At 68.1% G+C, this 21500-nt stretch carries 24 protein-coding genes, 1 tRNA gene and 1 pseudogene; 13 read left to right on the top strand and 13 right to left on the bottom strand.

The window, feature by feature from the left end:
* Positions 1-150: 150 nt before the first annotated feature.
* Both AB0C27_RS18995 and AB0C27_RS18990 read left to right on the top strand, forming a co-directional pair.
* Positions 151-438 carry a GlsB/YeaQ/YmgE family stress response membrane protein gene (locus AB0C27_RS18995; RefSeq protein WP_357845540.1) on the top strand — a complete coding sequence of 96 codons (288 nt, stop codon included), beginning with the start codon at positions 151-153 and terminating at the stop codon, positions 436-438.
* Positions 439-535: 97 nt separating this feature from the next.
* Entirely contained in the window at positions 536-805 is a 270-nt protein-coding gene (locus AB0C27_RS18990) for a GlsB/YeaQ/YmgE family stress response membrane protein (RefSeq protein WP_357845537.1), read from the top strand.
* A 314-nt stretch (positions 806-1119) separates the two neighbouring features.
* On the opposite strand, the gene AB0C27_RS18985 is transcribed toward AB0C27_RS18990, so the two are convergent.
* Positions 1120-2334: a DUF2637 domain-containing protein gene (locus AB0C27_RS18985; protein WP_357845533.1), complete on the bottom strand. Its 1215-nt coding sequence runs from the start codon at positions 2332-2334 to the stop codon at positions 1120-1122.
* Positions 2335-2675: 341 nt separating this feature from the next.
* On the opposite strand from AB0C27_RS18985, the gene AB0C27_RS18980 reads away from it, so the two are divergent.
* The 4 genes from AB0C27_RS18980 to AB0C27_RS18965 all read left to right on the top strand — a co-directional run bounded on the left by AB0C27_RS18980 (position 2676) and on the right by AB0C27_RS18965 (position 5603).
* Positions 2676-3062 carry a PPOX class F420-dependent oxidoreductase gene (locus AB0C27_RS18980; RefSeq protein ID WP_357845530.1) on the top strand — a complete coding sequence of 129 codons (387 nt, stop codon included), beginning with the start codon at positions 2676-2678 and terminating at the stop codon, positions 3060-3062.
* A gap of 43 nt (positions 3063-3105) precedes the next feature.
* Positions 3106-4497 (top strand): cysteine--tRNA ligase, encoded by a 1392-nt coding sequence (gene cysS, locus AB0C27_RS18975; protein WP_357845527.1) that lies wholly within the window; start codon positions 3106-3108, stop codon positions 4495-4497.
* Positions 4498-4541: 44 nt separating this feature from the next.
* The gene (rlmB, locus tag AB0C27_RS18970; protein WP_357845524.1) at positions 4542-5510 is read left to right on the top strand and encodes a 23S rRNA (guanosine(2251)-2'-O)-methyltransferase RlmB; all 969 of its coding nucleotides are present in this window, start codon (positions 4542-4544) and stop codon (positions 5508-5510) included.
* Positions 5511-5530: 20 nt separating this feature from the next.
* Positions 5531-5603, top strand: a tRNA-Thr gene (locus tag AB0C27_RS18965).
* A 554-nt stretch (positions 5604-6157) separates the two neighbouring features.
* Here the strand turns inward: AB0C27_RS18965 and AB0C27_RS18960 are convergent.
* Positions 6158-6589: a hypothetical protein gene (locus tag AB0C27_RS18960; RefSeq protein ID WP_357845520.1), complete on the bottom strand. Its 432-nt coding sequence runs from the start codon at positions 6587-6589 to the stop codon at positions 6158-6160.
* Between the two features lie 141 nt (positions 6590-6730).
* Positions 6731-6943 carry a hypothetical protein gene (locus AB0C27_RS18955; protein WP_357845517.1) on the bottom strand — a complete coding sequence of 71 codons (213 nt, stop codon included), beginning with the start codon at positions 6941-6943 and terminating at the stop codon, positions 6731-6733.
* 68 nt (positions 6944-7011) lie between these two features.
* Here AB0C27_RS18955 and AB0C27_RS18950 point away from each other — a divergent pair, with 68 nt between their 5' ends.
* A complete protein-coding gene (locus tag AB0C27_RS18950; RefSeq protein WP_357845515.1) occupies positions 7012-7269 on the top strand; it encodes a hypothetical protein in 258 nt (85 codons plus the stop codon).
* Positions 7270-7336: 67 nt separating this feature from the next.
* Here the strand turns inward: AB0C27_RS18950 and AB0C27_RS18945 are convergent, their stop codons facing one another.
* Positions 7337-7699: a helix-turn-helix domain-containing protein gene (locus tag AB0C27_RS18945; RefSeq protein ID WP_357845512.1), complete on the bottom strand. Its 363-nt coding sequence runs from the start codon at positions 7697-7699 to the stop codon at positions 7337-7339.
* A 75-nt stretch (positions 7700-7774) separates the two neighbouring features.
* Between AB0C27_RS18945 and AB0C27_RS18940 the strand changes: the two genes are divergently transcribed.
* On the top strand, positions 7775-8746 hold the full coding sequence (locus AB0C27_RS18940) for an NAD(P)-binding domain-containing protein (RefSeq protein ID WP_357845509.1): 972 nt from the start codon (positions 7775-7777) through the stop codon (positions 8744-8746).
* Positions 8747-8814: 68 nt separating this feature from the next.
* On the opposite strand, the gene AB0C27_RS18935 is transcribed toward AB0C27_RS18940, so the two are convergent.
* Positions 8815-9213: a hypothetical protein gene (locus AB0C27_RS18935; protein ID WP_357845506.1), complete on the bottom strand. Its 399-nt coding sequence runs from the start codon at positions 9211-9213 to the stop codon at positions 8815-8817.
* A gap of 119 nt (positions 9214-9332) precedes the next feature.
* Here AB0C27_RS18935 and AB0C27_RS18930 point away from each other — a divergent pair, with 119 nt between their 5' ends.
* Positions 9333-9707: a hypothetical protein gene (locus tag AB0C27_RS18930; protein WP_357845503.1), complete on the top strand. Its 375-nt coding sequence runs from the start codon at positions 9333-9335 to the stop codon at positions 9705-9707.
* A gap of 182 nt (positions 9708-9889) precedes the next feature.
* Here the strand turns inward: AB0C27_RS18930 and AB0C27_RS18925 are convergent, their stop codons facing one another.
* The gene (locus AB0C27_RS18925; protein WP_357845501.1) at positions 9890-11722 is read right to left on the bottom strand and encodes a serine/threonine-protein kinase; all 1833 of its coding nucleotides are present in this window, start codon (positions 11720-11722) and stop codon (positions 9890-9892) included.
* 232 nt (positions 11723-11954) lie between these two features.
* Here AB0C27_RS18925 and AB0C27_RS18920 point away from each other — a divergent pair, with 232 nt between their 5' ends.
* Positions 11955-12230, top strand: a complete 276-nt coding sequence (locus AB0C27_RS18920) for a hypothetical protein (RefSeq protein ID WP_357845498.1) — start codon at positions 11955-11957, stop codon at positions 12228-12230.
* A gap of 444 nt (positions 12231-12674) precedes the next feature.
* Positions 12675-13061, top strand: a complete 387-nt coding sequence (locus AB0C27_RS18915; RefSeq protein ID WP_357845495.1) for a hypothetical protein — start codon at positions 12675-12677, stop codon at positions 13059-13061.
* Between the two features lie 329 nt (positions 13062-13390).
* Here the strand turns inward: AB0C27_RS18915 and AB0C27_RS18910 are convergent, their stop codons facing one another.
* The gene (locus tag AB0C27_RS18910) at positions 13391-14428 is read right to left on the bottom strand and encodes a DUF418 domain-containing protein (protein ID WP_357845493.1); all 1038 of its coding nucleotides are present in this window, start codon (positions 14426-14428) and stop codon (positions 13391-13393) included.
* A gap of 261 nt (positions 14429-14689) precedes the next feature.
* Here AB0C27_RS18910 and AB0C27_RS18905 point away from each other — a divergent pair, with 261 nt between their 5' ends.
* The gene (locus AB0C27_RS18905; RefSeq protein ID WP_357845490.1) at positions 14690-15346 is read left to right on the top strand and encodes a 2'-5' RNA ligase family protein; all 657 of its coding nucleotides are present in this window, start codon (positions 14690-14692) and stop codon (positions 15344-15346) included.
* Positions 15347-15461: 115 nt separating this feature from the next.
* On the opposite strand, the gene AB0C27_RS18900 is transcribed toward AB0C27_RS18905, so the two are convergent.
* Positions 15462-16814 carry a carotenoid oxygenase family protein gene (locus AB0C27_RS18900; protein WP_357845488.1) on the bottom strand — a complete coding sequence of 451 codons (1353 nt, stop codon included), beginning with the start codon at positions 16812-16814 and terminating at the stop codon, positions 15462-15464.
* A 307-nt stretch (positions 16815-17121) separates the two neighbouring features.
* Between AB0C27_RS18900 and AB0C27_RS18895 the strand changes: the two genes are divergently transcribed.
* Positions 17122-17514 carry an ester cyclase gene (locus tag AB0C27_RS18895; protein WP_357845485.1) on the top strand — a complete coding sequence of 131 codons (393 nt, stop codon included), beginning with the start codon at positions 17122-17124 and terminating at the stop codon, positions 17512-17514.
* A gap of 34 nt (positions 17515-17548) precedes the next feature.
* Here the strand turns inward: AB0C27_RS18895 and AB0C27_RS18890 are convergent, their stop codons facing one another.
* From AB0C27_RS18890 to AB0C27_RS18870, 5 genes and pseudogenes are all read right to left on the bottom strand, one after another.
* The gene (locus tag AB0C27_RS18890; RefSeq protein ID WP_357845482.1) at positions 17549-18208 is read right to left on the bottom strand and encodes an MFS transporter; all 660 of its coding nucleotides are present in this window, start codon (positions 18206-18208) and stop codon (positions 17549-17551) included.
* Positions 18209-18246: 38 nt separating this feature from the next.
* A pseudogene (locus tag AB0C27_RS18885) lies at positions 18247-18423 on the bottom strand (MFS transporter); the annotation flags it as partial.
* Between the two features lie 379 nt (positions 18424-18802).
* The gene (locus AB0C27_RS18880) at positions 18803-19234 is read right to left on the bottom strand and encodes an SDR family oxidoreductase (protein WP_357845479.1); all 432 of its coding nucleotides are present in this window, start codon (positions 19232-19234) and stop codon (positions 18803-18805) included.
* 114 nt (positions 19235-19348) lie between these two features.
* Positions 19349-20464, bottom strand: a complete 1116-nt coding sequence (locus tag AB0C27_RS18875) for an FAD-binding oxidoreductase (RefSeq protein WP_357845476.1) — start codon at positions 20462-20464, stop codon at positions 19349-19351.
* A 42-nt stretch (positions 20465-20506) separates the two neighbouring features.
* Entirely contained in the window at positions 20507-21481 is a 975-nt protein-coding gene (locus AB0C27_RS18870; RefSeq protein ID WP_357845473.1) for a WYL domain-containing protein, read from the bottom strand.
* Between the last annotated feature and the right edge of the window lie 19 nt (positions 21482-21500).

The raw sequence follows: 21500 nt of genomic DNA, 5'->3' as shown, positions 1-21500 counted from the left end.
TCCCGGCGGGTCGCCGGCCGATCCGCTGAATGCGGAGGCGGCGGTTCGTCACTGGCGCGGTACGGGCCGCCGCCTTCCCATCTATGCGTAGTTTGTCTGATCAGAGGGTATGTGTCCCAAGACATGTGAACGTCTCGGGGGGAGCTACACATGATCGGCGCGATCGTATCCGCGGTAGTCATCGGCGCCATCGTCGGTGCGCTGGCCCGGCTGCTGGTGCCCGGCCGGCAGAACATGTCCATCGGCCTGACCCTGATCGTCGGCATCGTGGCGGCCCTGATCGGTACCCTGATCGCCCAGGCGTTCGGATGGGCCGACACGCGAGGGATCGACTGGATCGAACACATCCTGCAGCTCGTTCTGGCCGTCGCCGGCGTGCTCCTCGTGACCAAGATGGGCATGGGACGCGGCGGCCGAGGCGGCCGAACAACGACCTGACCTGCCCATTCGTAAATTCGGCGCATAAATGCCGTAGATCGGGTAGCCCACTTCCCGTGAGAGTGAACCGCTCACCCTCACGGGGAGGTTTCATGTCATGACCATCGAATCCATCCTTGGCGCCATCGTGATCGGCGCCGTGATCGGCGCAATCGGTCGTCTGCTGCTGCCCGGCAAGCAGGCCATCGGGTGGATCCTCACCATCGTCGTCGGCATCGTGGCCGCGCTGCTGGGGACGCTGCTCGCGCAGGTACTCGGTGTGGAGACGACCCCCGGCATCGACTGGATCGAGCTGGTGATGCAGGTGGTGCTCGCCATCGTCGGTGTGGGCCTGGTCGCGGGCCTCAGGCGCGGTCGCAACGTCTGACGCGCCTGTCTGAGGCGACGCGACGGCTTACGCGGCGTGCGACGCGACGGAGCGTCTGACGTGGCGCAGGGCTCAGGCCGCGGCGTCCGACGCGATGGAGCGTCGGACGCGCCGGCGAGGCGGGATACATGGACCCGCCCGGGAGGCGATCCCGGGCGGGTCCCCTCATGCTGTCCTACGGGCTGTTTCCGCCGCGTTGACCCCTTCTCGGGCCTTCTGACGCCCTGTCCCTCCCGGCGTGGACCGTTCGGGCCTCATGACGGCCCGTCGCCCGCGTCGACCGCTCTGGGCGTCTGACTGCCCGTCCCGCGTGTTCAGTCCTCCGGCGGGCGCGGGGTGCTGCGCAGACGTTCGGCCGGGGCCGGGGTGTCGTCGTGGATCACCGGATGGGGCGCGGTGTCCTCCATCTCGCCCGCGTTCTCCGTCCTGCGGGCGACCTGCCTCCGCTCCTCCATGTCGGCCAGCTCCGGGCCGTGCTTCGGGTCGGGCGTGTCGTCCGCGACGATGGGGTGCGGCTGGGTGTCGGCGTCCTTGTCGTCCGCGCTGGGACGGGGGTGGACGAGGACGTCGGCAGGCTTGACCCGATCCCCCCAGCGCACGGGCCGCGTCACCGGCTCGGGCTCCGGTTCGGGCTCAGGGGCGGGCTCCGCTTCGGGCGCGGCCTGGGGCTCGTCAGCGGCTTCGTACGCCTGAGCCGGCCGCGGCTCGTCGGCGGCCTCATCCGCGGGGGTTGCATCCGCTGGTACAGCGTCTGGTACATCGTCTGCCGGGGTCTCGTCCGCTGGGGCCGGCCGAGGTGCGGGAGGGGCCTCATGAACGGGGCTGTCGGGCGCGGGCTCAGGGGCGGGACGTGGCGCGGGCACGGCGGGAGCATCGGTGGCGGGCTGAGGCGACTCCTCCTCCTGCACGGGCCACTCGCTCACCCGCGCCGACACCGGCGGCGTCTCGGGAGCGGCGGTGGGGCCGACCACCGGAGTGGACTCCAGAACGGGCGCAGTCGACGCAGTGGCGAGCGAGGGCGGGGTCTCGGCCTGGGGATGAGGCCGATGGAAGGGCACGAGGTCCTGCTCCGCCGTACGTTCCGGATCCTGCTCGGCGGCCTGCCCGCGACGGCCCTGCATGTGCTTGATCAGCAATAACCACAGCCACAGCGCCAGGGCCAGCATCACCCACGGCGCCAGCGCCACGCCGACGGCCGCCTCTCGCACGCCGAACTCGAACCGCACCGCCGAGGCCACGTTCACCGCCGAGGCCGCCACGATGAGCAGCACCAGCACGAACGCCGCCTGCACGCGTACCAGCGTCTTGGCCGGGCGCAGCAGCAGCACGCCGATGAGCGCCACCAGGAGCAGCGCGTCGAAGGCGGCCGGATAGAGGAAGGCGAGGTCCTGCCGGGCCTCACCGGTGAGGGCCAGCGCGCGCAGGTCGTCGAAGGACAGCGCGCAGGCGGCCCCGGCGAGGGCGGCGACCGCGAGACCGGCCAGAGCGAGGCCGAGTCGGCGGAGCACAGAGGGGGGAGTCACGTCCATGGCGGTTCGAGCCTACAGAAGATTGACTTCTTCCCCGCTCATGGCGGCGGGCGATTCCTCGGCCAGTCACGGGATTCCGGCCTTCCGGCGCGCCCGGCGAGGCGTACCGCGTTCATCGGGAGGTCCATCGGGACCCATCCGCGCGAGAGAGAGTCGGCCGCGCCCGAAGAGGACTCCCGCACCGCCCTGCCGCAGCGGCGAACCCCTGCGCCGCCCCACCGAATGACGAGACCCGGGCGGCCCTGAGTATCTTCGATGAGATTCCACGACGGACGGACCGACCAACCACCCACCCGCCCAACCAATCAACAACCAAATGCATCACTCATGGGAGGCATTACATGGCCGCACTGTCAGCCGATGTCCGCAAACTCCTGGACGCGCCGAATTACGCGACCGTGACGACTCTCAACCCCGACGGCGGCCCGCAGTCGTCGGTCGTGTGGGTGCGTACGGACGGCGACGACGTGCTGTTCTCGACCGTGAAGGGCCGCCAGAAGCCGCGTAACTTCGAGCGCGACCCGCGGGTGAGCCTGCTGGTGATCGATCCGGACAACCCGCTCCGCTACGTGGAGGTGCGCGGCCGGGTGACGGTGACACCCGACCCCGAGGGAGCGCTCATCGAGGAGCTGTCGCAGAAGTACCGAGGTAGCTCATGGGAGGACAAGCCGGGCACGGAGCGGCTCATCGTACGGATCTCGCCGGACAGGGTCTACTTGCGAGGCTGATTTATCGGCGTGATGACAGCTCTGAGGCGTTAGCCTTGCGTTCGTGAGCCTGCACATCTACGACACCAGTACACGCGCCATCCGTGAATTCGTTCCGGTCGAAGCCGGCCGGGCGTCGATTTACCTGTGTGGGGCGACCGTGCAGGCTCCTCCGCATATCGGACATATCCGGTCAGGCGTCAACTTCGACGTGCTCAGGCGCTGGATGGCGCGTTCCGGCTACGAGGTGACGTTCTGCCGCAACGTCACCGACATCGACGACAAGATCATCAGGGTGGCGGCCGAGGAGGGCGTGCCCTGGTTCGTCGTGGCCGAGCGCAACCAGCGGGCCTTCACGTGGGCGTACGACACGCTGGGCTGCCTGCCGCCGACCGTCGAGCCGCGCGCCACCGGCCACGTGCCCGAGATGATCACGCTCATGGAGCGGCTGATCGAGCACGGCCATGCCTACGCCTCGGGCGGCGACGTCTACTTCGACGTACGCTCCTACGCCGACCGCTACGGCTCGCTGTCGAACCAGAAGCCGGAGAACATGCGGGCCGCGGCCGACACCGACGACGAGTCGTGCAAGCGCGACCCGCGCGACTTCGCCCTGTGGAAGGGCGAGAAGCCGGGCGAGCCGACCTGGCCGACCCCGTGGGGCCCCGGGCGTCCCGGCTGGCACCTCGAATGCTCGGCGATGGCCACGAAATACCTCGGCCCGGCGTTCGACATCCACGGCGGCGGGATCGACCTGATCTTCCCGCACCACGAGAACGAGATCGCCCAGTCCCAGGCGGCCGGCGACGGCTTCGCCCACTACTGGATGCACAACGGCATGCTGAAGATCGGCGCCGAGAAGATGAGCAAGTCGCTCGGCAACTCGCTGCTGATCCCCGACATGGTGCAGAAGGTGCGCCCGGTTGAGCTGCGCTACTACCTGGCGGCGCCCCACTACCGTTCCTCGATCGACTACTCGGAGGAGGCGCTGCAGGAGGCCGCGGCCGCATACCAGCGGATCGAGGGCTTCGTGACGCGCGCCGCCGAGGTCATCCACGACGTCGACGCCGACGCGCCGCTGCCGCAGGCGTTCGCCGACGCGCTCGACGACGACCTGGGCACGCCCCAGGCGCTCGCCGTCGTGCACGAGGTGGTGCGCGAGGGCAACGTGGCGCTGGCGCGAGGCGACAAGGAGGCCGTGGCCCGGCTGCTGGCCGAGACCCAGAACATGCTCGACGTCCTCGGCCTCGACCCGCGCTCGCCGCAGTGGCGCGCCGCCGGCACCGACCTGACGCCGGTGGTCGACGCGCTGGTGGCGGTGGCGCTGGAGCAGCGCAAGGCGGCCAGGGAGCGCAAAGACTACGCCGCCGCCGACGCGATCAGAGACCAGCTGTCGGCCGCGGGCATCACCGTCGAGGACACCCCCCACGGCGCCCGCTGGGAGCTCAGCCGCTAGATCATCTGGGCCGAGGTGGGCGGCGGCCCGAGTACCCTTGTTCCATGGCAGCTGGGGGTAGATCGTCGGGCAGGCCCGCGAAGAAGAAGGGCCCGGCCAAGGGCACCGGTGGGCAGAAGCGCCGGTCGCTTGAGGGCCGCGGCGCGACTCCGCCTGCCGAGATGCGTCACTGGTACAAAGACAAGGCCCGCGGCGAGCGCATCGCCCGCGAAGACCGGGGCGGCGACGCGCGCCGCCCCGCACCCGCCAGGCAGCAGCGCCGCTCGGACGACGCCCCCGAATACATCGGCGGCCGCAACCCGGTGCTGGAGGCGCTGCAGGCGGGGGTGCCGTGCAACGCCCTCTACGTCGCGCAGCGCATCGACAACGACGATCGCGTACGCGGCTCCATCAAGATCGCGGCCGAACGCGGCATCGCCCTGCTCGAAATCACCCGCGACAAGCTCGACCGCCTGACCGAGGGCGCCGTCCACCAGGGCGTGGCCCTGCAGATCCCGGCCTACGACTACGCGCACCCGTCGGAGCTGGTGGAGCTCGCCCACGACGCCGGCGAGGTGCCCCTGATCGTCGCCCTCGACTCGGTCACCGACCCCCGCAACCTGGGCGCCATCGCCCGCTCCGCCACCGCCTTCGGCGCCCACGGCCTGCTCATCCCGTCCCGCCGCTCGGCCGGCGTCACGGGCGGCGCCTGGAAGACCTCCGCAGGCACCCTGGCCAACCTCCGCGTCGCCCGCGCCGCCAACTTGACCGCGGCCCTGCGCGAATACCGCGAAGCCGGCCTCTTCGTCATCGGCCTCGACGGCGCCGGCCAGACCGACATCGGCGACGCCGACCTCCTGACCGAGCCCCTGGTGGTCGTCGTAGGCTCGGAAGGCAAGGGCTTGTCCCGCCTGGTCCGCGAACACTGCGACGTGGTGACCCGCATCCCGATCCATGCCGCCACGGAGTCACTGAACGCGGGGGTGGCGGCGGGGGTGGCGCTGTACGAAGTCGCTCGTCACAGGCGTCTCTAGCGTCTACACTGGTAGGCCGTGCCGACGTAGCTCAATCGGCAGAGCATCTGTCTTGTAAACAGAAGGTCAGGGGTTCGATTCCCCTCGTCGGCTCTGCACCAGAAGGCCCCTGAACCGCGCTCAGGGGCCTTTCGGCTTTCGGCGGGGAAACGCATGGTCATCGCAGGGGAGCGCTACGCGCAAGGGGGCTCAGGCCGTGACATCGGGGGCGCGGCCCCCAAACCCCCAGCTAAAGCCCGCTGGCGCCCCTTCGTACCCTTGGACCGGAGAGTTGGGGAGCAGGCTGTCTACGAGCACCGCGTTCGGCCCATCCGGCGGGCTGCCTGGTGATGTGCGCGACGGCCAACGTGACAGTCCAGGACACGCCGACGTCGCCGCCTACCTCCGGGCCGCTTCAATCCGCGAGACGGGAATCCGGACGTTCGTGCAGCGGCTCGAAGCCGCACGGAAGAACGGGGAGCTTCCACGCGGCTTCGACCCGCACGCGTTGGCCGCCTAGTTCGCGGCTGTGCTGCGCGGCATGTCCGAGTGGGCCAGGGACGGGGCCGATGTCACCGAGCTCAGATCGGTCGCGGAGCCGGCTCTCGCCGTCTGGACCGGGCCGAAGTCATGCAGGGCGGCGGCGTAGAAGCCCCTTCCACTACTGCCTACTTGATCGTGATCCAGCCGGAGCTGTTCAGGCAGCCGCCGCTGTTACAGGTGCGCAACATGTACTTGTAGACGGTGCCGGTGGAAGCAGTCCAGTTATAGCCGGTCTTCGAGCCGCCGCAACCGTTGTCGTTCTTCTGCACCCAGTTACCGATCCAGATCTTGGGGCCGTACTTGTCGCACTTGGTGTCCCTCGTCCTGAACCAGATGTAGTCCTGGTTGTAGCGCTGCCATCCACTGCCCTTGACGGTGCATCCCCTCTTGACATACCCCTCGGCGGAGGCGCCGGTGATGCTCTTGGAGAAGGTCTGCGTGGACTTGCAGCCCGTGACGGTGGTGGCTGCGGCAGGCGCCGCATTGAGGGCGATGGTCGTGGCGGCCGCGACCACGCCGGCGGCAATCGCGGCGATGCGCTTGGAAGTCAACTTCATGAGCCTCGAAGCTAGCGGCGTCCGGTATAGCGCCGGTATGCCGGCCTTCCCGGGGCGGGCGAGGTACTCGAGTTCGCCGGTGGACTACTCACGCCCTCCAGCATGGCCCGCAGGCGAACGCGGTCCAGGTTGCACTTGGTCCTAGTTCGAACCCTTCCTCTTCCGCCAGGCGTCGACCACGTGGGCGCGGGTGAAGCCCTTGCGGTTGGCTCCCTTACCGCTCTGCGTGTGCCCCCAGGTGTCGTCCGTCTTGACCCTGTACTCCTTCAGCCGCGCCGTCAAAGTGGCTGTCTTGGCGTCGTCCTCCAAGTCCGCCCACTGGCCGTAGGTGTTCGGCCGCAGCTCGACTGCCATGGTGGCCGAAACCGAACACGAAAACGTCCGCGAAGACACCCTCGAAGGCCTCGATGCGGTCGCCCGCAATGGCAGGCAGGCACGGCGGCCGCCCACCCGTCATCACCGACGACATGCTGTACACCGCGCTCCGCCGCCGCTCCGTCGGCGAGTCCCTGGAGTCGATTCAGCCCGATCTGATCATCCCCACCGGCAAGCGCAAGGGCCACAACCCCAGCCTGGCCAGCATCTACCGCGCCCTCGCCGAACACGACAAACGCCAGGCATACCCCGAGGTCGTCGAGGCCGCCCGCGCCGAGTTCGGTGCCCTGGACACGTCCGGATGATCAGCCCCGTTCGTGGCGCCCGGCGGCCGGCCTGCCCGGTTCGACCACGACAAATGACATCCCGAAATCACGTCATCTTGCGATCCACGTCAAACGGGATGGCCTCGATGCGCTCGATGTGTTCCTCGCCCCACTCTCCGAGCGGCGCCATCGCGGTGTTGAGTGAATGGCCGAACTCGGTGAGCGAGTACTCCACTTTCGGCGGAACCTGATGATAGACCTCACGATGCAGCAGCCCGGTGGTCTCCATCTCCCGCAACTGCAAGATCAGCACCCGCTCGCTGATGCCGGGGACCGCGCGCCGCAACTCCCCGAAACGCAGGGGACCATCCTGGAGCGCGAACAGGATCAGTCCCTTCCATTTGCCTCCCATGACGGCGATGGCTGCGTCGAGACCGCAGGTGAACGTCCGCTTCTTCGTCTCCTTCACCGACCCATACTCACACTTATGTCAGTACCCGGCAAAAAAGTAGGTACTTGAGAGAATGTAGGTGCTCCAGCCAGCATGAATCAGGCCCGCGCCAAGACCACGACGGTCTCCAAGGCAGCGCGCTCGCCTCCATACCTCTGTGGCTGGAGTATGCATATGACTGCAAAGAACATGACACCGGTGACCGTCATCGGACTGGGCTCGATGGGCACGGCACTGGCCGGGGCCTTCATCAAGGCCGGACACCCGACCACTGTCTGGAACAGGACCCCCGCCAAAGCCGCGCCTCTCATCGCCAAGGGAGCCAGGCATGCGGAGGCCATCGAGGACGCGGTGGCGATAAGTCCCCTGGTCATCACCTGTCTGACCACCTTTGATGACACCCGGCTGGCACTGCAGCCGGTCGGCGCGCCGCTGCGTGGGCGGGCCCTGGTCACCCTCAACAGCGGTTCCCCGGCCGGCGCCCGCGAGACGGCGGCCTGGGCCATCGAGCACGGCGCCCGGTTCCTGGCCGGAGCGGTCAAGAACGTGCCCTCGGCCGTGGGAGCGCCGGACACTCTGCTGTACTACAGCGGCGACAAGACGGTCTTTGAGGAGTTCGAGACGGTCCTGAAGGTGCTGGGCGGCGACACCGTCCACCTCGGCGACGAAAGCGACCTCGCCGCCCTGTACGAGATGGCGGTGGGTGCCATGCTGCTGCCGGCGCTCGTCGGCTTCTTCCAGGGTGCCGCCGCCATCCAGGCGCGTGGATTGGAGGTGAACACGATGGTGCGCTTCGCCGGCAAGTGGCTGGACATGATCAAGTCCCTGATGCCGATCTACGCCAAGGAGATCGACAGCGGCGACTATACCGACGCCGCCTCCTCCGTGAACCTTTTCTCGGCGGGGGCGGCCCACGACGAGGACCTGGCCAAGGAGACGAACGTCGACACGGCCTGGCTCGCCCCGCTCCATGACCTGGTGAGGCGGGCAGCTGAGGCAGGCTACGGCGATCAGAGCATCTCGGCCCTCACCGAGGTGCTCAGAAAGCCGGCGCGACAGCCATAAGCCGGACGAGTCCAAAGCCCGGATGAAGCGTCCATCAAGGCCGCACCTGACGGACTCGCCAGACCGGCTCAACTCATCGGTAGGAGTCGATAAGCCGTGCGAGGTGTCTGTCGGCGATCTCCAGCGGTGCCTCGCTCCGGGATACCTGCGCCGACAGGTCCGCGCCCGTTTTTCGTGAGGTGCAGCTCGTCCTCTGGGATCGGCTCCAGATAGCGCTTGTTGTCGATGCGCACACGGGCACAGCGGGCTGCGGACAGCACGATGCCGTCGCCGTCGGTGAACCACTGGTCGAGATCTGTCAGCGGAATCTCGTGAATTTCCACCCCGTCGCAGATAACGGCGGTTGCGTCGTAGCGCGGGGGCGGCCGTAGTTGGGAGAGATGAGGAATGAGGACGAAGCCCTGGGCTGGGACGGCGATAAGAGCGACGAAGATTCGGGCCTGCGAGCTCCCTTCGGTCGCCCGCACGCGACGGAGTAAATCGCGAACCGTGACCAGTCCACCGGTCGCCGGGTGCCTCGTTCGGGTGCGCGTATCCTGGCGGAGACCGCTCCCGGGAATGAGATCAGAGCAGGGTAGCCGATTTCATGGATCTGGCGACCAAGCGTCTGATCGAAGTGGTGGTCGCCCAGTTCGTGCATGGAACCAACGTCCCTGAAGTCATCGAGGTGTGGCTTCGCTTGGAGTCGGTGATCATTGGCGTCGAAGTCGCCGCCGATTGGTCGTTTCAGATCGAGCCAGGCGAGCCAAGGCAGAGCTACGTGATGGAAGAGCTGGGCAGCCGCGTCGATGTGGTCTCCGCCCCGGATGACGTTCCCTTCGTACGGCACATCGGTGAACGACTCATCCGTGTTGTCGAGCGGTGCGGCGGCGGAGTGGACGGCACCGAGCGGGTGGGAGCTGAGTTCGTGTTCGATTCGGGGACTGTGGCCGCAGAGAGTTGGGGCGGCGACCTTCTCTGAGCGGCCGGCAGCGCATAGATGGGCCTTCTGCCCTGCCTTTACGAACAGAAGGTCAGGGGTTCGATTCCCTGGGCTGACAAGACCCCGGATGGCTACCTCGCAGGCTCCACCTGCGCGCCTTGGTGATCTGGATCAACGAGACCTCACGACAATCACTCCTTGATCACGACTCGATCCGCGCCCTAGGGAGTGCTGCGGATGATTCGGGCCGCGGTGACGGCGCCGTCCTGTAGACCTCGATCGGCGAGCATCTCGCCGTACTCGCCGTTCTTGATCAGTGTGTTGAGCGCTTTCACGATCGCGTCGCGTAGCGCGGGTTTGGCGCTGTCGACGGCCATGACGAGGGGGTCGTCCTCGGTCAGATCGGCTTTCGAGAGATGGAGCTCGCCCTTGGAGTCTCGCGCGCGGTCGACGGCCCAGGGAAGGCTGGTGACATATGCGTCCAACCTGCCGTTTCTCATGGCCGGCTTGATGGGATTCGGGCCGCACTTTTCGTAACTCGTCTTCTCCACCAGGTCCTCATAGCTGCCCATCGAGAGGCTCATGCCGCAGAGGTCGGCTTTGGAGCGGATGCGCCGAGCAGTCTTCCACGTGGCGTAGACCGCGAATCCGATGTCGAAGTAGTGGATGAGGGCGAGTTTCTCGTCTTGCCCGGCGGAAAATGTGCTCGTGCTCGGCAGGGCCACATCGAACTGCTCGGTCTCCAGCACCCCGTCGATCATCTGGCTTGGCGTCGAGACGCTTTCGATCTCCACCTTCAGGCCGAGCCGGTCACCGATGGCGAGGGCCAGGTCCGGGTCGAGGCCGCGTGGGTTGGCGCCGTTGGAACCGTCGTCAGAGGAATAGATTCCCGGCTGGTCCACGGCGGTGCCATCGTATACAGCGACTTTGAGGGTGCCGGGTTCCAAGAGGCCGAGCTTGTTCTGAGCGGCGGGTTTGTGATCGCCGGTCGATGCTTGCTGCGCATTGTTCACGACGTAGATCGTGGTCGCGACCAGCGCCGTGGTCAGGGCTGCGGCTCCGGCGGCGAGCCAGGCGCGCTTGCGGCGGGGCGAGTGGGGAGGTGCGGACGGGGGGTGAGCTTCCGGTTTCGTGATGGCGGGTGGCGTGGGCCGGTCCGGTTCAGGTAGTAAGCGAGTCCGGGCCGTGCTGCCGTCTGTGATGGCGGCCAGCATCGCGTCGAGCCGCTCGGCCGTGGGCCGCGCCGCCGGATCGGCTACGAGGAGTTCCCGCAGTACGGGGGCCAGACCGCCGGCCCGGACCGGCGGTGGCACCACGCCGTCGATGACCGCCGCCATGGTGGCCAGTGCGGTCGGCCGGCGCATCGGGCTGTGGCCCTCTACGCAGACGTACAGCATGATGCCCAGTGACCACAGATCCGAGGCGGGGGCGTCGTCGCTGCCTCGGATGCGTTCTGGGGCGAGATACTCGGGCGTGCCGATGAGCTCGCCGGTCGCGGTCAGCGGCACGGACCGGGCCGCGGTGTCGGCGGAGCCGGTTCGCTGGAGGGCGGCGATGCCGAAGTCGGTGAGGACCGCGCTGCCGTCAGGGCGCAGCAGCACGTTGGCGGGCTTCACGTCACGATGGCAGATGCCGGCGGCGTGTGCGGTACGCAGCGCGGAAAGGACCTGGCGGCCGATGCGGGCGGCCTCCTGGGGCTCCAGCCGCGTCCTTTCCTCCAGCCGGTCCGCCAGGCTGCCGCCGGGCACCAGTTCCATCACCAGCCAGGGGTAGGAACCCGTACCCTCCTCGACGATGTGATGAATGGTCACCACGTGCGGGTCGCTGATGCGCGCCAGCGCGCGGGCCTCCCGCAGCACCCGCTCCCGCAGCACCCGGGAAGCCTCCGCGTCCCGGACGGGCTCAGGAGCCAGGGGGCTGACCTGCTTGACCGCGACCTCGCGATGCAGCGCCAGGTCACGCGCCCGCCACACGGTGCCCATCCCGCCGCTGCCCAGCCGCTCCACCAGCTCGAAGCGTCCGTCAAGGACTTGCCCGCCAACGCCATCGATCACTCTCGCAGGCTAACGCTTCTTGATGTTGCCGGCGGCGACTGAGAATTTCTCGTGCACCCGGCAGAGCAGGAGGGGACGCCGTGACGTATCGGTGGATCTTGTAGTTCGGAAGCTCGTCGTCGCCTGCCGGTGGAAGTCTGGTCTGGGTGGCTGGCAGGAGGCTCGGTATATGCGGATGATCTTCCCATCTTTCATTTTGGTGGCCTGATATCGCGGTCGGTACCGTGCCCGGGTGCTCACTATCCGGATGAACGAGGCGGCGGCATCCACGCTTCGACCGCTGGCAAGCGTCGGTCTGCCGCCCGCTGTTCCCAGCCTGAGCCAGGGTCTCCGTGACAAGTTCACCCGGGGGCTCACCTACAACGAGGGCGCCTGGATATTCACCGAGCACGTCGGCCAATGGGTGGGCGCGCCTGCTTCCGCTTCGGCGGCGATCGCTACCGGTGGCCATTCCTTGCTCACTCGGGATCTGCCCAGGCACGCCAACTCCGGGGAAGTGCGGCTGTAGTGTTAGCCGACTGGGGCGGCTCAGCGATGATGGAGGCCGTTACGTAGAAGTCGTCCGGGGCGATCTGGGTCACTGCATCCAGGTGAACGCGCTGCTCGCCGATAGTGATCACGTGAGCTTCGAAGTATGAGTATCTGAGATCCCGCAACCAGATCCGTTCGAGCTCCGTTGCGAGTTCCGCCATCGAACACCCCGGCACCGTTCGGCACGTTGCGACGCTTGCCCATGACCCGCCGCTTCGCTGCGGCGAATTCCGCAACATCCATTGAGGAAGCGTCCCATCTCCGCGTCACCTGCCGCTGTGGATCGGCAGGTCTGCCGGTTCGGGGCGCGGTGCAGCCGCGGGAATCGGTTGCTTTTGTCTGCCCAGCCGGCCCATGTACGAACGGTCCGCATGCAGCGGTGTGATGATCGTGAAGGGCAGGGCGGTGGGATACTCGCCGGGTGCCGCTCTACATTCCTCGTGCTGAGATCGGTTATCTCGGTGGTGCCGTTCCGGTGCTGGTTGTCGTCTCGCCTGAGCCGATTGAGCAACTGCCTGTTTTTCGGCTTGATGCGGGCAGGCCGCTGCCTTGTGACGGTTGGGAGTTGCTTGTCGGCATGACCGCCACGGTGGTCGACGGGCCTGGTGATTCCGGGATTCTGGTCGGAGGGGCTGTTCGTCCTGAGGAGGTCGAAGAGCGTATCGCATGGCTGGAGGCCGTAGACCGGGCTGGTGGTGTGGTGGTGCTGGTTGTCGACTCGCATGGGCCGGTGGGTGACTGGGCGGAGCTGGCCGCTGATGAGAAAGCCCGGGGCGGGTTTGTACCTGTGGTTCAGCGGGCCGGTTGATCGATGTGTATCGCTACTACCAGCGCTTACTCAGGATCACGGGCTGGCAGCGGGCATTTGCTGGACCGTTGTCGTTTCTGACGACGGAAAGGCGCTCACGCTTACCGAGGTCGCCGAGCGGGTGAGTGGGGCGCGAGCCACGAAGTTTATGAGGCGGCCCGTTTCGAGGACGATTACTCCGATGAGAGGACCTGGGCTGTGATGGTGGGACAGTTCAGCGCGGTCACCGAATCGGAGCTCACCACGGGGGCCAGGTTGAGTTCGGAGTGGCTTGAGCAGGAGAGGCCTTATATCGCGGGGGGTGCCGAGAGTTGTCGGAACGGCGGCGCTCAGGACGGCTTGGCTCGGCTGAGGGGTGGGCGGTGGGTCCAGGTGGCCCAGCGCCAGAGCCACTCGATCGGGCCCTGGCGGTAACGGCGCAGCCAAAGGGTGCAGAACAGCCACTGGGTCGTGAGGATGGCTGCCGCGGTCCAGTACGCCGTCGTCAAGGACTGTCCGATCGGCAGGCCGAGGAGGTGACCGGCCGCCAGCACCAGGAGTGTGGAGGTCAGGTAGTTGGTCAGCGCCATCCGGCCCAGTGGCGCGAAGAGGAAGCGCAGTGCCGGTCGAAGCGGCGTTCTGAGCAGGACAAGCACGACGCACACGTACACGCCGGCGAGCAGCAGGTCGGCGAGGCTGGACATGGAGGGCAGGTATGTCGTGGCACCGACGGCTCGCATGCCGGCCTTGGCCCACAGGGCAGCGGCCAGTCCCGTCGCGAAGAGCAGGCCCAGCAGGATCGGGCCTCGGGTGGATCGTTCGATCCGCTCGATCACCCCGTAACGGACCAGTGCGGAGCCCAGCAGGAACAGTCCGGCGATCAGCAGGGGGCCGCCCAGGCCGAAGATCAGCGCTGTCGGGATGAGTGCGGCGGAGAGGGCGGCCATGGCCCACCGTGGTAGCCAGGTCGAGGGCAGCAGTACCAGCATGCCGACGACGGCGTAGTGGGTCAGGATCTCGCCCGGCCAGAGCAGCATGTGGACGAGGCCGATCGCGAGCAGCGCCCCGAGTCGGCGTAGCAGGACCAGCCGGGGCCGGAGGACGCGGCGCGTGGCGGAGTCCAGCAGCAGTGCGAAGCCGATGCCGAACAGCAGGGAGAAGATCGGCAATCCGAGCCAGGGGTCCCAGTCGCCCATGGGTTGTACGGCGACGGCGGAGGTGCCGGTGGCCATGAGCTGGATGTTGGCTAGCAGGATCTCGCACAGCGCGAATCCACGCAGTACGTCGAGCGCGATGATTCGAGGCCGACCGGGGGAGGGTGTGGCGGGCTGGGATTGGCCGGACCGCTCCCCAGGAGGTGATTCCTGGGGGAGTTCTTCGTGTGGCATGGGGCCCTATCCTGCAAGGTCACTCTGGTGGACGGCACCGGTCGAAAGCAGGGTCCGCAGCGCCCGGGACAATACTTTCGGCCGGTTCAGCGGCGAGGGCAGAGGCCTTGCTTTAGGTGATCGCTGAGGCGCCGTACTTCAGGTGGAGGAGAGGCAGGAGTTGGCGAGTGGCAGCACGTTCGCAGAGCGGGTAACGATCATTGATGAGTGCTTGATCCACCAGAGAGGCGAACGTCGCCCTCCCAGAGCTGAGGCAGGCCGATGACCATACGTGACGAGGTTCGCTCCCACTGGTGGCCACGGGAGGGGTGGTGGCCGGGGCGGCTGGTCTACACCTGGCATCTGACCTTCGAGGGCGCGCCGCAACTGCATCGCCTCGCCGAGCGGTATCAGCAGGCGCTGACGGCGGTCGGCGGACACGACCCGGTGCCGGTCCAGTGGCTGCACCTCACCGTGCAGAGCGTGGGCTGGGTGGACGAGGTCTCCGACGAGAGACTTGAGCAGGTCACCCAGGCTGTGGCCGTACGGCTGGGCAGGCTCGCGCCGGTGGAAGTCACCTTCGACCGGCCGGCTGTCAGAAGCGAAAGTGTCGCATGGGAAGCCACACCGGCGGAGCCGTTGCGCGAGATCTGGCGCGAGATCAGGAACGGCATCGCCGAGGTGGCAGGCGAAGCGCCGATGGCGGCCGAGCAGGCCGGAGGGCTGCATCCGCACGTGAGTCTGACCTACATCAACATGTCAGGACCGGCTGAGCCCTACGTGGAGGCGCTGAGTGGCGTCGATGCGGAGCCGGTTCGGGTGAACGTCGATCGCGTCACGTTGATCGTCCAGAACCGGGTTCTTGAGCCGGAGTGGGTATATCGCTGGAGCAGTCACGCGGTCGTACCGCTGGGAGCCGGCATCACAGCCGTGCCGTAGCCCTCGGAATTGGGGCTTGTCAGGCCGTGTGTCTGATGGGTACGAGAATGTCGGCCTGATCGCCTATGTCCTGCTTGTCCTCAGGCGGCATACTCGGCTGGCATCGCCCTGGTGCTCAGGACGGGAGCCAATTGCCATGGAAGCCGGCGGGGATGCGTACCGGGACGTGTATTTCGGCGAGTGGTGGTGCGGCGAGGTCGGTGGCGTCCAGGATGGCCAGGTAGCTCGTGCCGGTGGTGCGGTTGTGGGCGAAAGTCAGTAAATAGCCGGTGTTCTCGCCCAGCCCGGCGGCCCGGGGGACGAAGACGGCCTCGCCGCAGGTGTGGCCCGGCGGGAAGCGGTGCACCGCCCGTTCGGCGCCGCCGGTGAGGTCGTAGGCGTAGATTTCTGACCGCTCCGGCTCGGCGTCCAGGGAGAAGCTCGTCGTGTAGCCGTACCGGTGCGGGAGGCCGAGCGTCGCGTCGGCCACCCGGGGATATTCGCTGGGCGCGTCGTCGAGCGGCTCCTCGGTGACGGTGCCCGAGCGTAGGTGCAGCGTCCAGCGGTACGCGACCGGGAGCCCGCCCTCCAGGTCGTCGGCGCCGCCGCGCCACAGCGTGGGGACGCGGGTGCCGGTGACGGTGATCGTGCCGGCGGCTGGGTCCTCGAACGCGTTCATGGTGTGCCACACGTAGCACGGTTCGACGTCGAACCAGCGTACGGGCGCGTCGTCGCCGGCCGTGCGTGTCAGCACGCCGAACCGGGCGCCGTGCGCGTCGTCCCAGCGCCACGGCGGCCCGCCCGCCGCGGCCTGGGCGGAGTCGAAGACGACCGGGAGGTCCATGAAGATCACGTGGTGGCGGGTGATGGCGAAGTCGTGCATCATCGTCGCCCGCGGCACGTCCACGGTGCGCGTCTGCACCACCTCGCCGGTGGCCGAGGCGCGGTAGTAGGTCAGGTACGGCGGGCGCAGCTGGTAGCCGAAGAACAGCAGCTCACCCGTGCTCGGGCAGGTCTTCGGGTGCGCGGTCATCGGGGTCCGCAGGGCTCCGTCGAAGGTGTACGGCCCGATCGTGGCCAGGTCCGGCGTCACCTCGTACGGGAAGCCGCCCTCCTCCAGGGCGAAGAGCCGGCCCGCGTGCGCGATCAGGTGGGTGTTGGCCGTGGTGACCCGGTAGTCGATCCGTCCGCTTTGTGCGTCGAAGGCGAGGGCGAAGCGGGACTCGCCGGGGTGCTCGTACAGGGGCGTGCGTACGTAGCGGTTGCGGTACCAGCGAGCCCTGCCGCCGTCGAGCGCGATGGTGTGGATCATGCCGTCGCCCGCGAAGGAGTGCGGTGACCAGCCGGTACGCGGGTTGGGTCCGTTGCGGAAGAACTGCCCGTTCAGCTCGGCCGGGATCTCGCCGACGACCTTGGACGGCTCCAGGGACACCTCGTCGGCGACCGGCGCGTTGTTGCCCGCGAGATGCAGCGGCACCGTTTCGGACATGTGGGGACTCCTGTCGGTGGGTGGTGGGGTCCGGACGCGTGGGGTCCGGACGCCGACAACCGTGCACGAGAAGATTCGCGGACAACAGTCTTGTTCTTCCTGCCTGTCTCAGCCGGTCGGAAAGAGCCCAGGTGAGGGCGGTGCCAGAAATATCCGTACCCGGTCGCCTCGACCGGGGCGGCATAGTTTGCAACCGATCGGTACGGAAGTGCTAGAGTCGACTTGTAGACCGATCGGTACGGAAGTTGCGTCGCTACGGGCGCAAGGCCTTCGCGAAGCCGGTGGTACGACCAGAGAGGACGATCCTGTGACCGACGACGACCTGCGCAACTGGTACATGCGATACGCAGCGGCGCTGAACGCCCACGAGTTCGACGGCATGGACGAGTTCATCAACGACGAGGTTCTGCTAGGCGGCGTGCCCGGGACCCGTGACGACGTCGTCGACACCCTGAAGGGGATCGTCGGCGCCGTTCCCGACATCCACTGGGAGATCGAGGAGCTGCTGCTCGACCGTGACGGAATCGCGGTCCGCGCGATCAACACCGGCACACCCGCCAAGGACTGGCTCGGCGTCCCGCCGTCCGGCGCCTCGTTCAAGATCGTCGAGTACGCCATCTACAAGGTCAAGGACGGGCGCTTCGTTCAGATGACGAACCTGCACGACTCCGCCGAGATGCGACGGCAACTCACGACCTGAACACGAACGACCGATCGGGTCGTACAGCGTCGCCTCAGGCCGGGGCGATCTCCCCGGTGAAGCGGCGCAACTCCCGGCTGGCCGCTGCCGCGGCGGCGGTCGCGCCGAGCAGCCCGCCCAGGACGACGAGCGCCGCCGCGCCGCCCAGGGCCGCCGTCAGTGTCCCGCCGAGGACCGGGCCGAAGGGTTTGAGCGCCATTCCGCCCATGCTCAGCACCGCGCCCATCCGGCCGAGCATCTCGTCCGGCACCATCCGTGCGATCACCACGTTCAGCACCACATCGAGCGAGGGAGTCGACAGCGTGATGAACACCAGGGGGACCATCGGCCACCACGCCCCCCACGGCAGCGCGGTGGCCGCCAGCGCGGCGCCGAAGATCGTCAAGACGGCGAGCAGCAGGGGGCCGGGCGGCAGCAGCCTGCTGATGCGGCCCGACAGCAGGGCTCCGGCTAGGCCGCCGATGCCGAGGGCGGCCAGGACCGTGCCGGTGGTGAGCGCGCCGCCGCCGCGTTCGCCGACCAGCACGATGAGAGGTATCAGGAAGGCTCCGCCCAGGAGGTTGAGGACCATCATCGCCGCGGTGACCTCCCGCAGGCCCCGGCGACGCCACAGCCAGGTGACGGCCTCAGCCGCCTCCCGGCGCACACCACGCCGGATCGGGCGCCGCTCCTCAGCGTACGGCGGCGGTCCCACCGATCCACCCAGACGCCAGCCGGCATCTGGACCAGCAGGAGAGCGACCATGCGGGCCCCGGCGACGACGCCCGCCAGGCCGGGCGAGCCGGTGAGCGCGAGCACCAGCAGCGGCATGGCCAGTCTGGTGAATTCCGACCCCAGCCTCGACGCCGCGCCGCCGATCCACAACAGCTGAAATCGCGCGTTCCTGCGCAGCGGGACAATGCCGGTCACGGACCATCTTCCTCGAAAAGGGTGCCGCTCCTGGCTTGAGGCGCGAGGCAGGGTCGCTGCCACGATTCAGGCTTCTGGGACGGGCGTGAAACGGGACCCGCAGAAGCTACTCAGCGGACGTGACGCTGTCTACTGAATATCGCGGGGAGGCAATCTCGCAGGATGTCCGCTGAACGCTGTCGGGTTCGTCGGCGATGATGCCGGCGAACGAGAGCGTCCGCCGTCTTTCCGATCGTTCGACCATCGGTGTCGGCTGGTCGCGAACGGGTTCGGGTGCGACGGCGCGCAGAGCGCGGGCCGTGTCAGCTGGGTTCTTCAAAGTGGAAAGCCTTGATGAAGCAGTCACGCGGTTGGTTGATCGCGAAGACGATGCAGTTGATCAGAGACTCGCTGGTGAGCGGGTTCTCGGAGCCTCGTGGGTTAGCAGGGGCAGGAAGTTCTTGGTGATCAGGACGGTGCCGGTGGCGCCGGAGGCCAGGGTGTCGGCGACGTCCTCGTCGGAGACGGCCAGCAGATCTTCGCCTTCGAGGTAACGGGCCCCGTTGTTGACCAGGACGTCGATGTGGTCGGTATGCGCGGCGACCTGGTGGGCGAAGTCGCGGATGGAGGCCGGGTCGGTCAGGTCGCAGGCGAACGCGTACGCCTTTCCGTCGCCTCGGGCGCGGATGTCGTCGCGGGTGCGTTCGGCGGCGGCGAGCGTCCGGGCAGAGAGGAAGACGGTGGCGCCGAGGCCGGCCAGGGTGATGGCCAGGGCCCGTCCGAAGTCGCGTCCGGCCGCGGTGATGACGACACTGTGATCGTCCAGTCTCATGTACGCGTTCCCTGTTCGTGGTCGGCCGCTTAGATTATCCAGTCGCCGTGACGGTTACGCCGGTCGGCAGCCTCGCTTGTGCGTGACCCTTGGAGTATGAGCTGGTCCAGGCGGTTACAGGGGGAAGCGTTCTGGGCGGAAGTCCGCGAGTGACTCGGCTCGCTCACCGTTGAGGATCTCCGTGGCGAGCAGGCGGCCGATGATCGGGCCGAGGGTGATGCCGCTGTGGGAGACGGCCTCGTAGTAGCCCGGCACGGACGGCACCGCTCCGACCGAGGGGTAGCCGTCGGCGGGGATGGGGCGTTCGGCCACGCGTGACCCCGTGATGCGGGAGTCGCCGAGGTCGGGTACGACGTGCCGCGCCGCTTCGTGGAGCTGCCGGGCGAGAGCCGCCGGGTCTTCGCCGGTGTCGAGGAGGGCGTCCAGCTCGACGCTGTGGAGGACCATCGTCGTGTCGCCGTCGGGGCGGAGGGCGAGGTGCGGGGCGTGGACGACCCGGTGGATCGGGGTCCGGGAGCTGCTGATGCGGAGGACGAGGCCGGGTTCGTGGCGCATGGGGAGGTGGCGTCCGAGGAGACCGGCTATGTGGGAGGCGCTGGGGCCGGCCGCGTTCACGATGATGTCGACGTCGAGGCGGGTTCCGTCCGAGAGAGTGATGGTACGGATGCTTCCGTCCGATGCGGTGCCGATGGCGGAGACAGCGGTGCCGAAGCGGTGTTCCGCGTCGGTGTTGCTGACCAGGCGGCTGACGAGGTGGCGGCCGTGCACCCAGGCCTCGTCGGGGTAGAAGACGACCGGGACCTCGTCGGGGATCGTGAGTGCGGGTTCGAGGCGGTGGCGGGCCTCGGCGCCCTGGTGCATCTCGACTCGGTAGCCCAGGTCGGTCAGCCGTTCGGCGGTGCTCAGGAGTTCCGCTTGCGCCGCGACATCGTCCGACCAGCGCAGGTGGCCGCTTGGGTACCACCACGAGTCGGGGCCGATGGTGGTGGCGAGGTCGCGGTGGGCCGTCATGCCGGCGATGTTCAGGTCGAAGTACGACCTGCGCGCGGTCTTGTTACTGGCGTTGACCCACGAGAAGGACCAGTCGGTGACGCCTTCGCCGGGGTGGCCGGCATCGATGAGGATCACCTGGGCGCCGTGCCGGGACAGGTGCCGGCCCACGCAGGCTCCGATGACACCCACGCCGATGACGGCGACACGGTACGGCCGCCTCATATGTCTGGCGGTCATGAACGCCCCTTCCCGGATTTCAGTATGCACAGGTGTGGATGATCACGCCGGCGGTCCGTAGCGGGTGGCGATGGCGGTGGCTCGTTTGTGCAGGGAGTCGCGTAACCACTGCGGGGACAGCGCTTCCGCGCTCATCCCGAGCTGCCACAACGCCCACTCGGCGTGCCTCGGATCCTGGAAGGTGACCTCCAGCCGCAGCCATCCGTCCGGTTCGGGTTCTTCCGCGAGTACGGCCAGCGCGGTGCCCACCAGGTCCTCGCGTCGCGCGGGGTGCAGCCGTACCCGTACGGTGACCTGGTCGCCGCCGGCGCGGAAGCGGGTGCTGCGTTCCTGCCACGCCTGGTCCAGGTTGACCCGGTCCGGGCGTTGCGCGGGCTCGGGGAGTGCTTCGGCGTCCAGGATCCGGGACAGCCGGTAGGTACGGTCCGCGCCCGACCTCATGGCCAGCAAATAACTTCGATCGCGTACGGTGACCAGGCCGATCGGGTCGACCGTGCGCCACTGAGGAGCCTGGTCCACGGCCGCGTAGTGGATGCGCAGCTTCTGTCCGGCCAGCACCGCGCGCAGGACTTCGGCCGCGATGGCGCCGGGCGCGTCCTCGGAGACCAGCCGGCGCGACAGCAGGTCGGTCTCCGGGTCGATGAGCAGCCGCTCGGCCGCGCCGGCCGCGGTGTCGCGGTAGCTGTCGGGCAGCGCGTCGACCACCTTGAGCATCGCCGACGCGAGCGCCGAGCCGAGGCCGAACGCCTGCGCGCCGCGCCGCGACCCGGCGACCAGCAGGGCGAGGGCCTCGTCGTGGTTCAGGCCGGTGAGCTCGGTACGGAAGCCGGGCAGCAACGCGAACCCGCCGTGCCGTCCGCGTTCGGCGTAGACCGGGACGCCGGCCGCGGACAACGCCTCGATGTCACGCAGCACCGTGCGCGTGGACACTTCGAGCTCGCGGGCCAGCGTCGCCGCGGACAGTCGGCCGTGCTGCCGCAGCAGCAGGACCAGCGAGACCAGCCGGTCGGCGCGCATACGGAAACTCTATTCGCAT

It is taken from the genome of Nonomuraea sp. NPDC048882, assembly GCF_040649755.1.
GTDB lineage: Bacteria > Actinomycetota > Actinomycetes > Streptosporangiales > Streptosporangiaceae > Nonomuraea > Nonomuraea maheshkhaliensis.
Note: the sequence above shows the minus strand (reverse complement) of the source record. Positions and strands in the feature narration are given on the sequence as shown.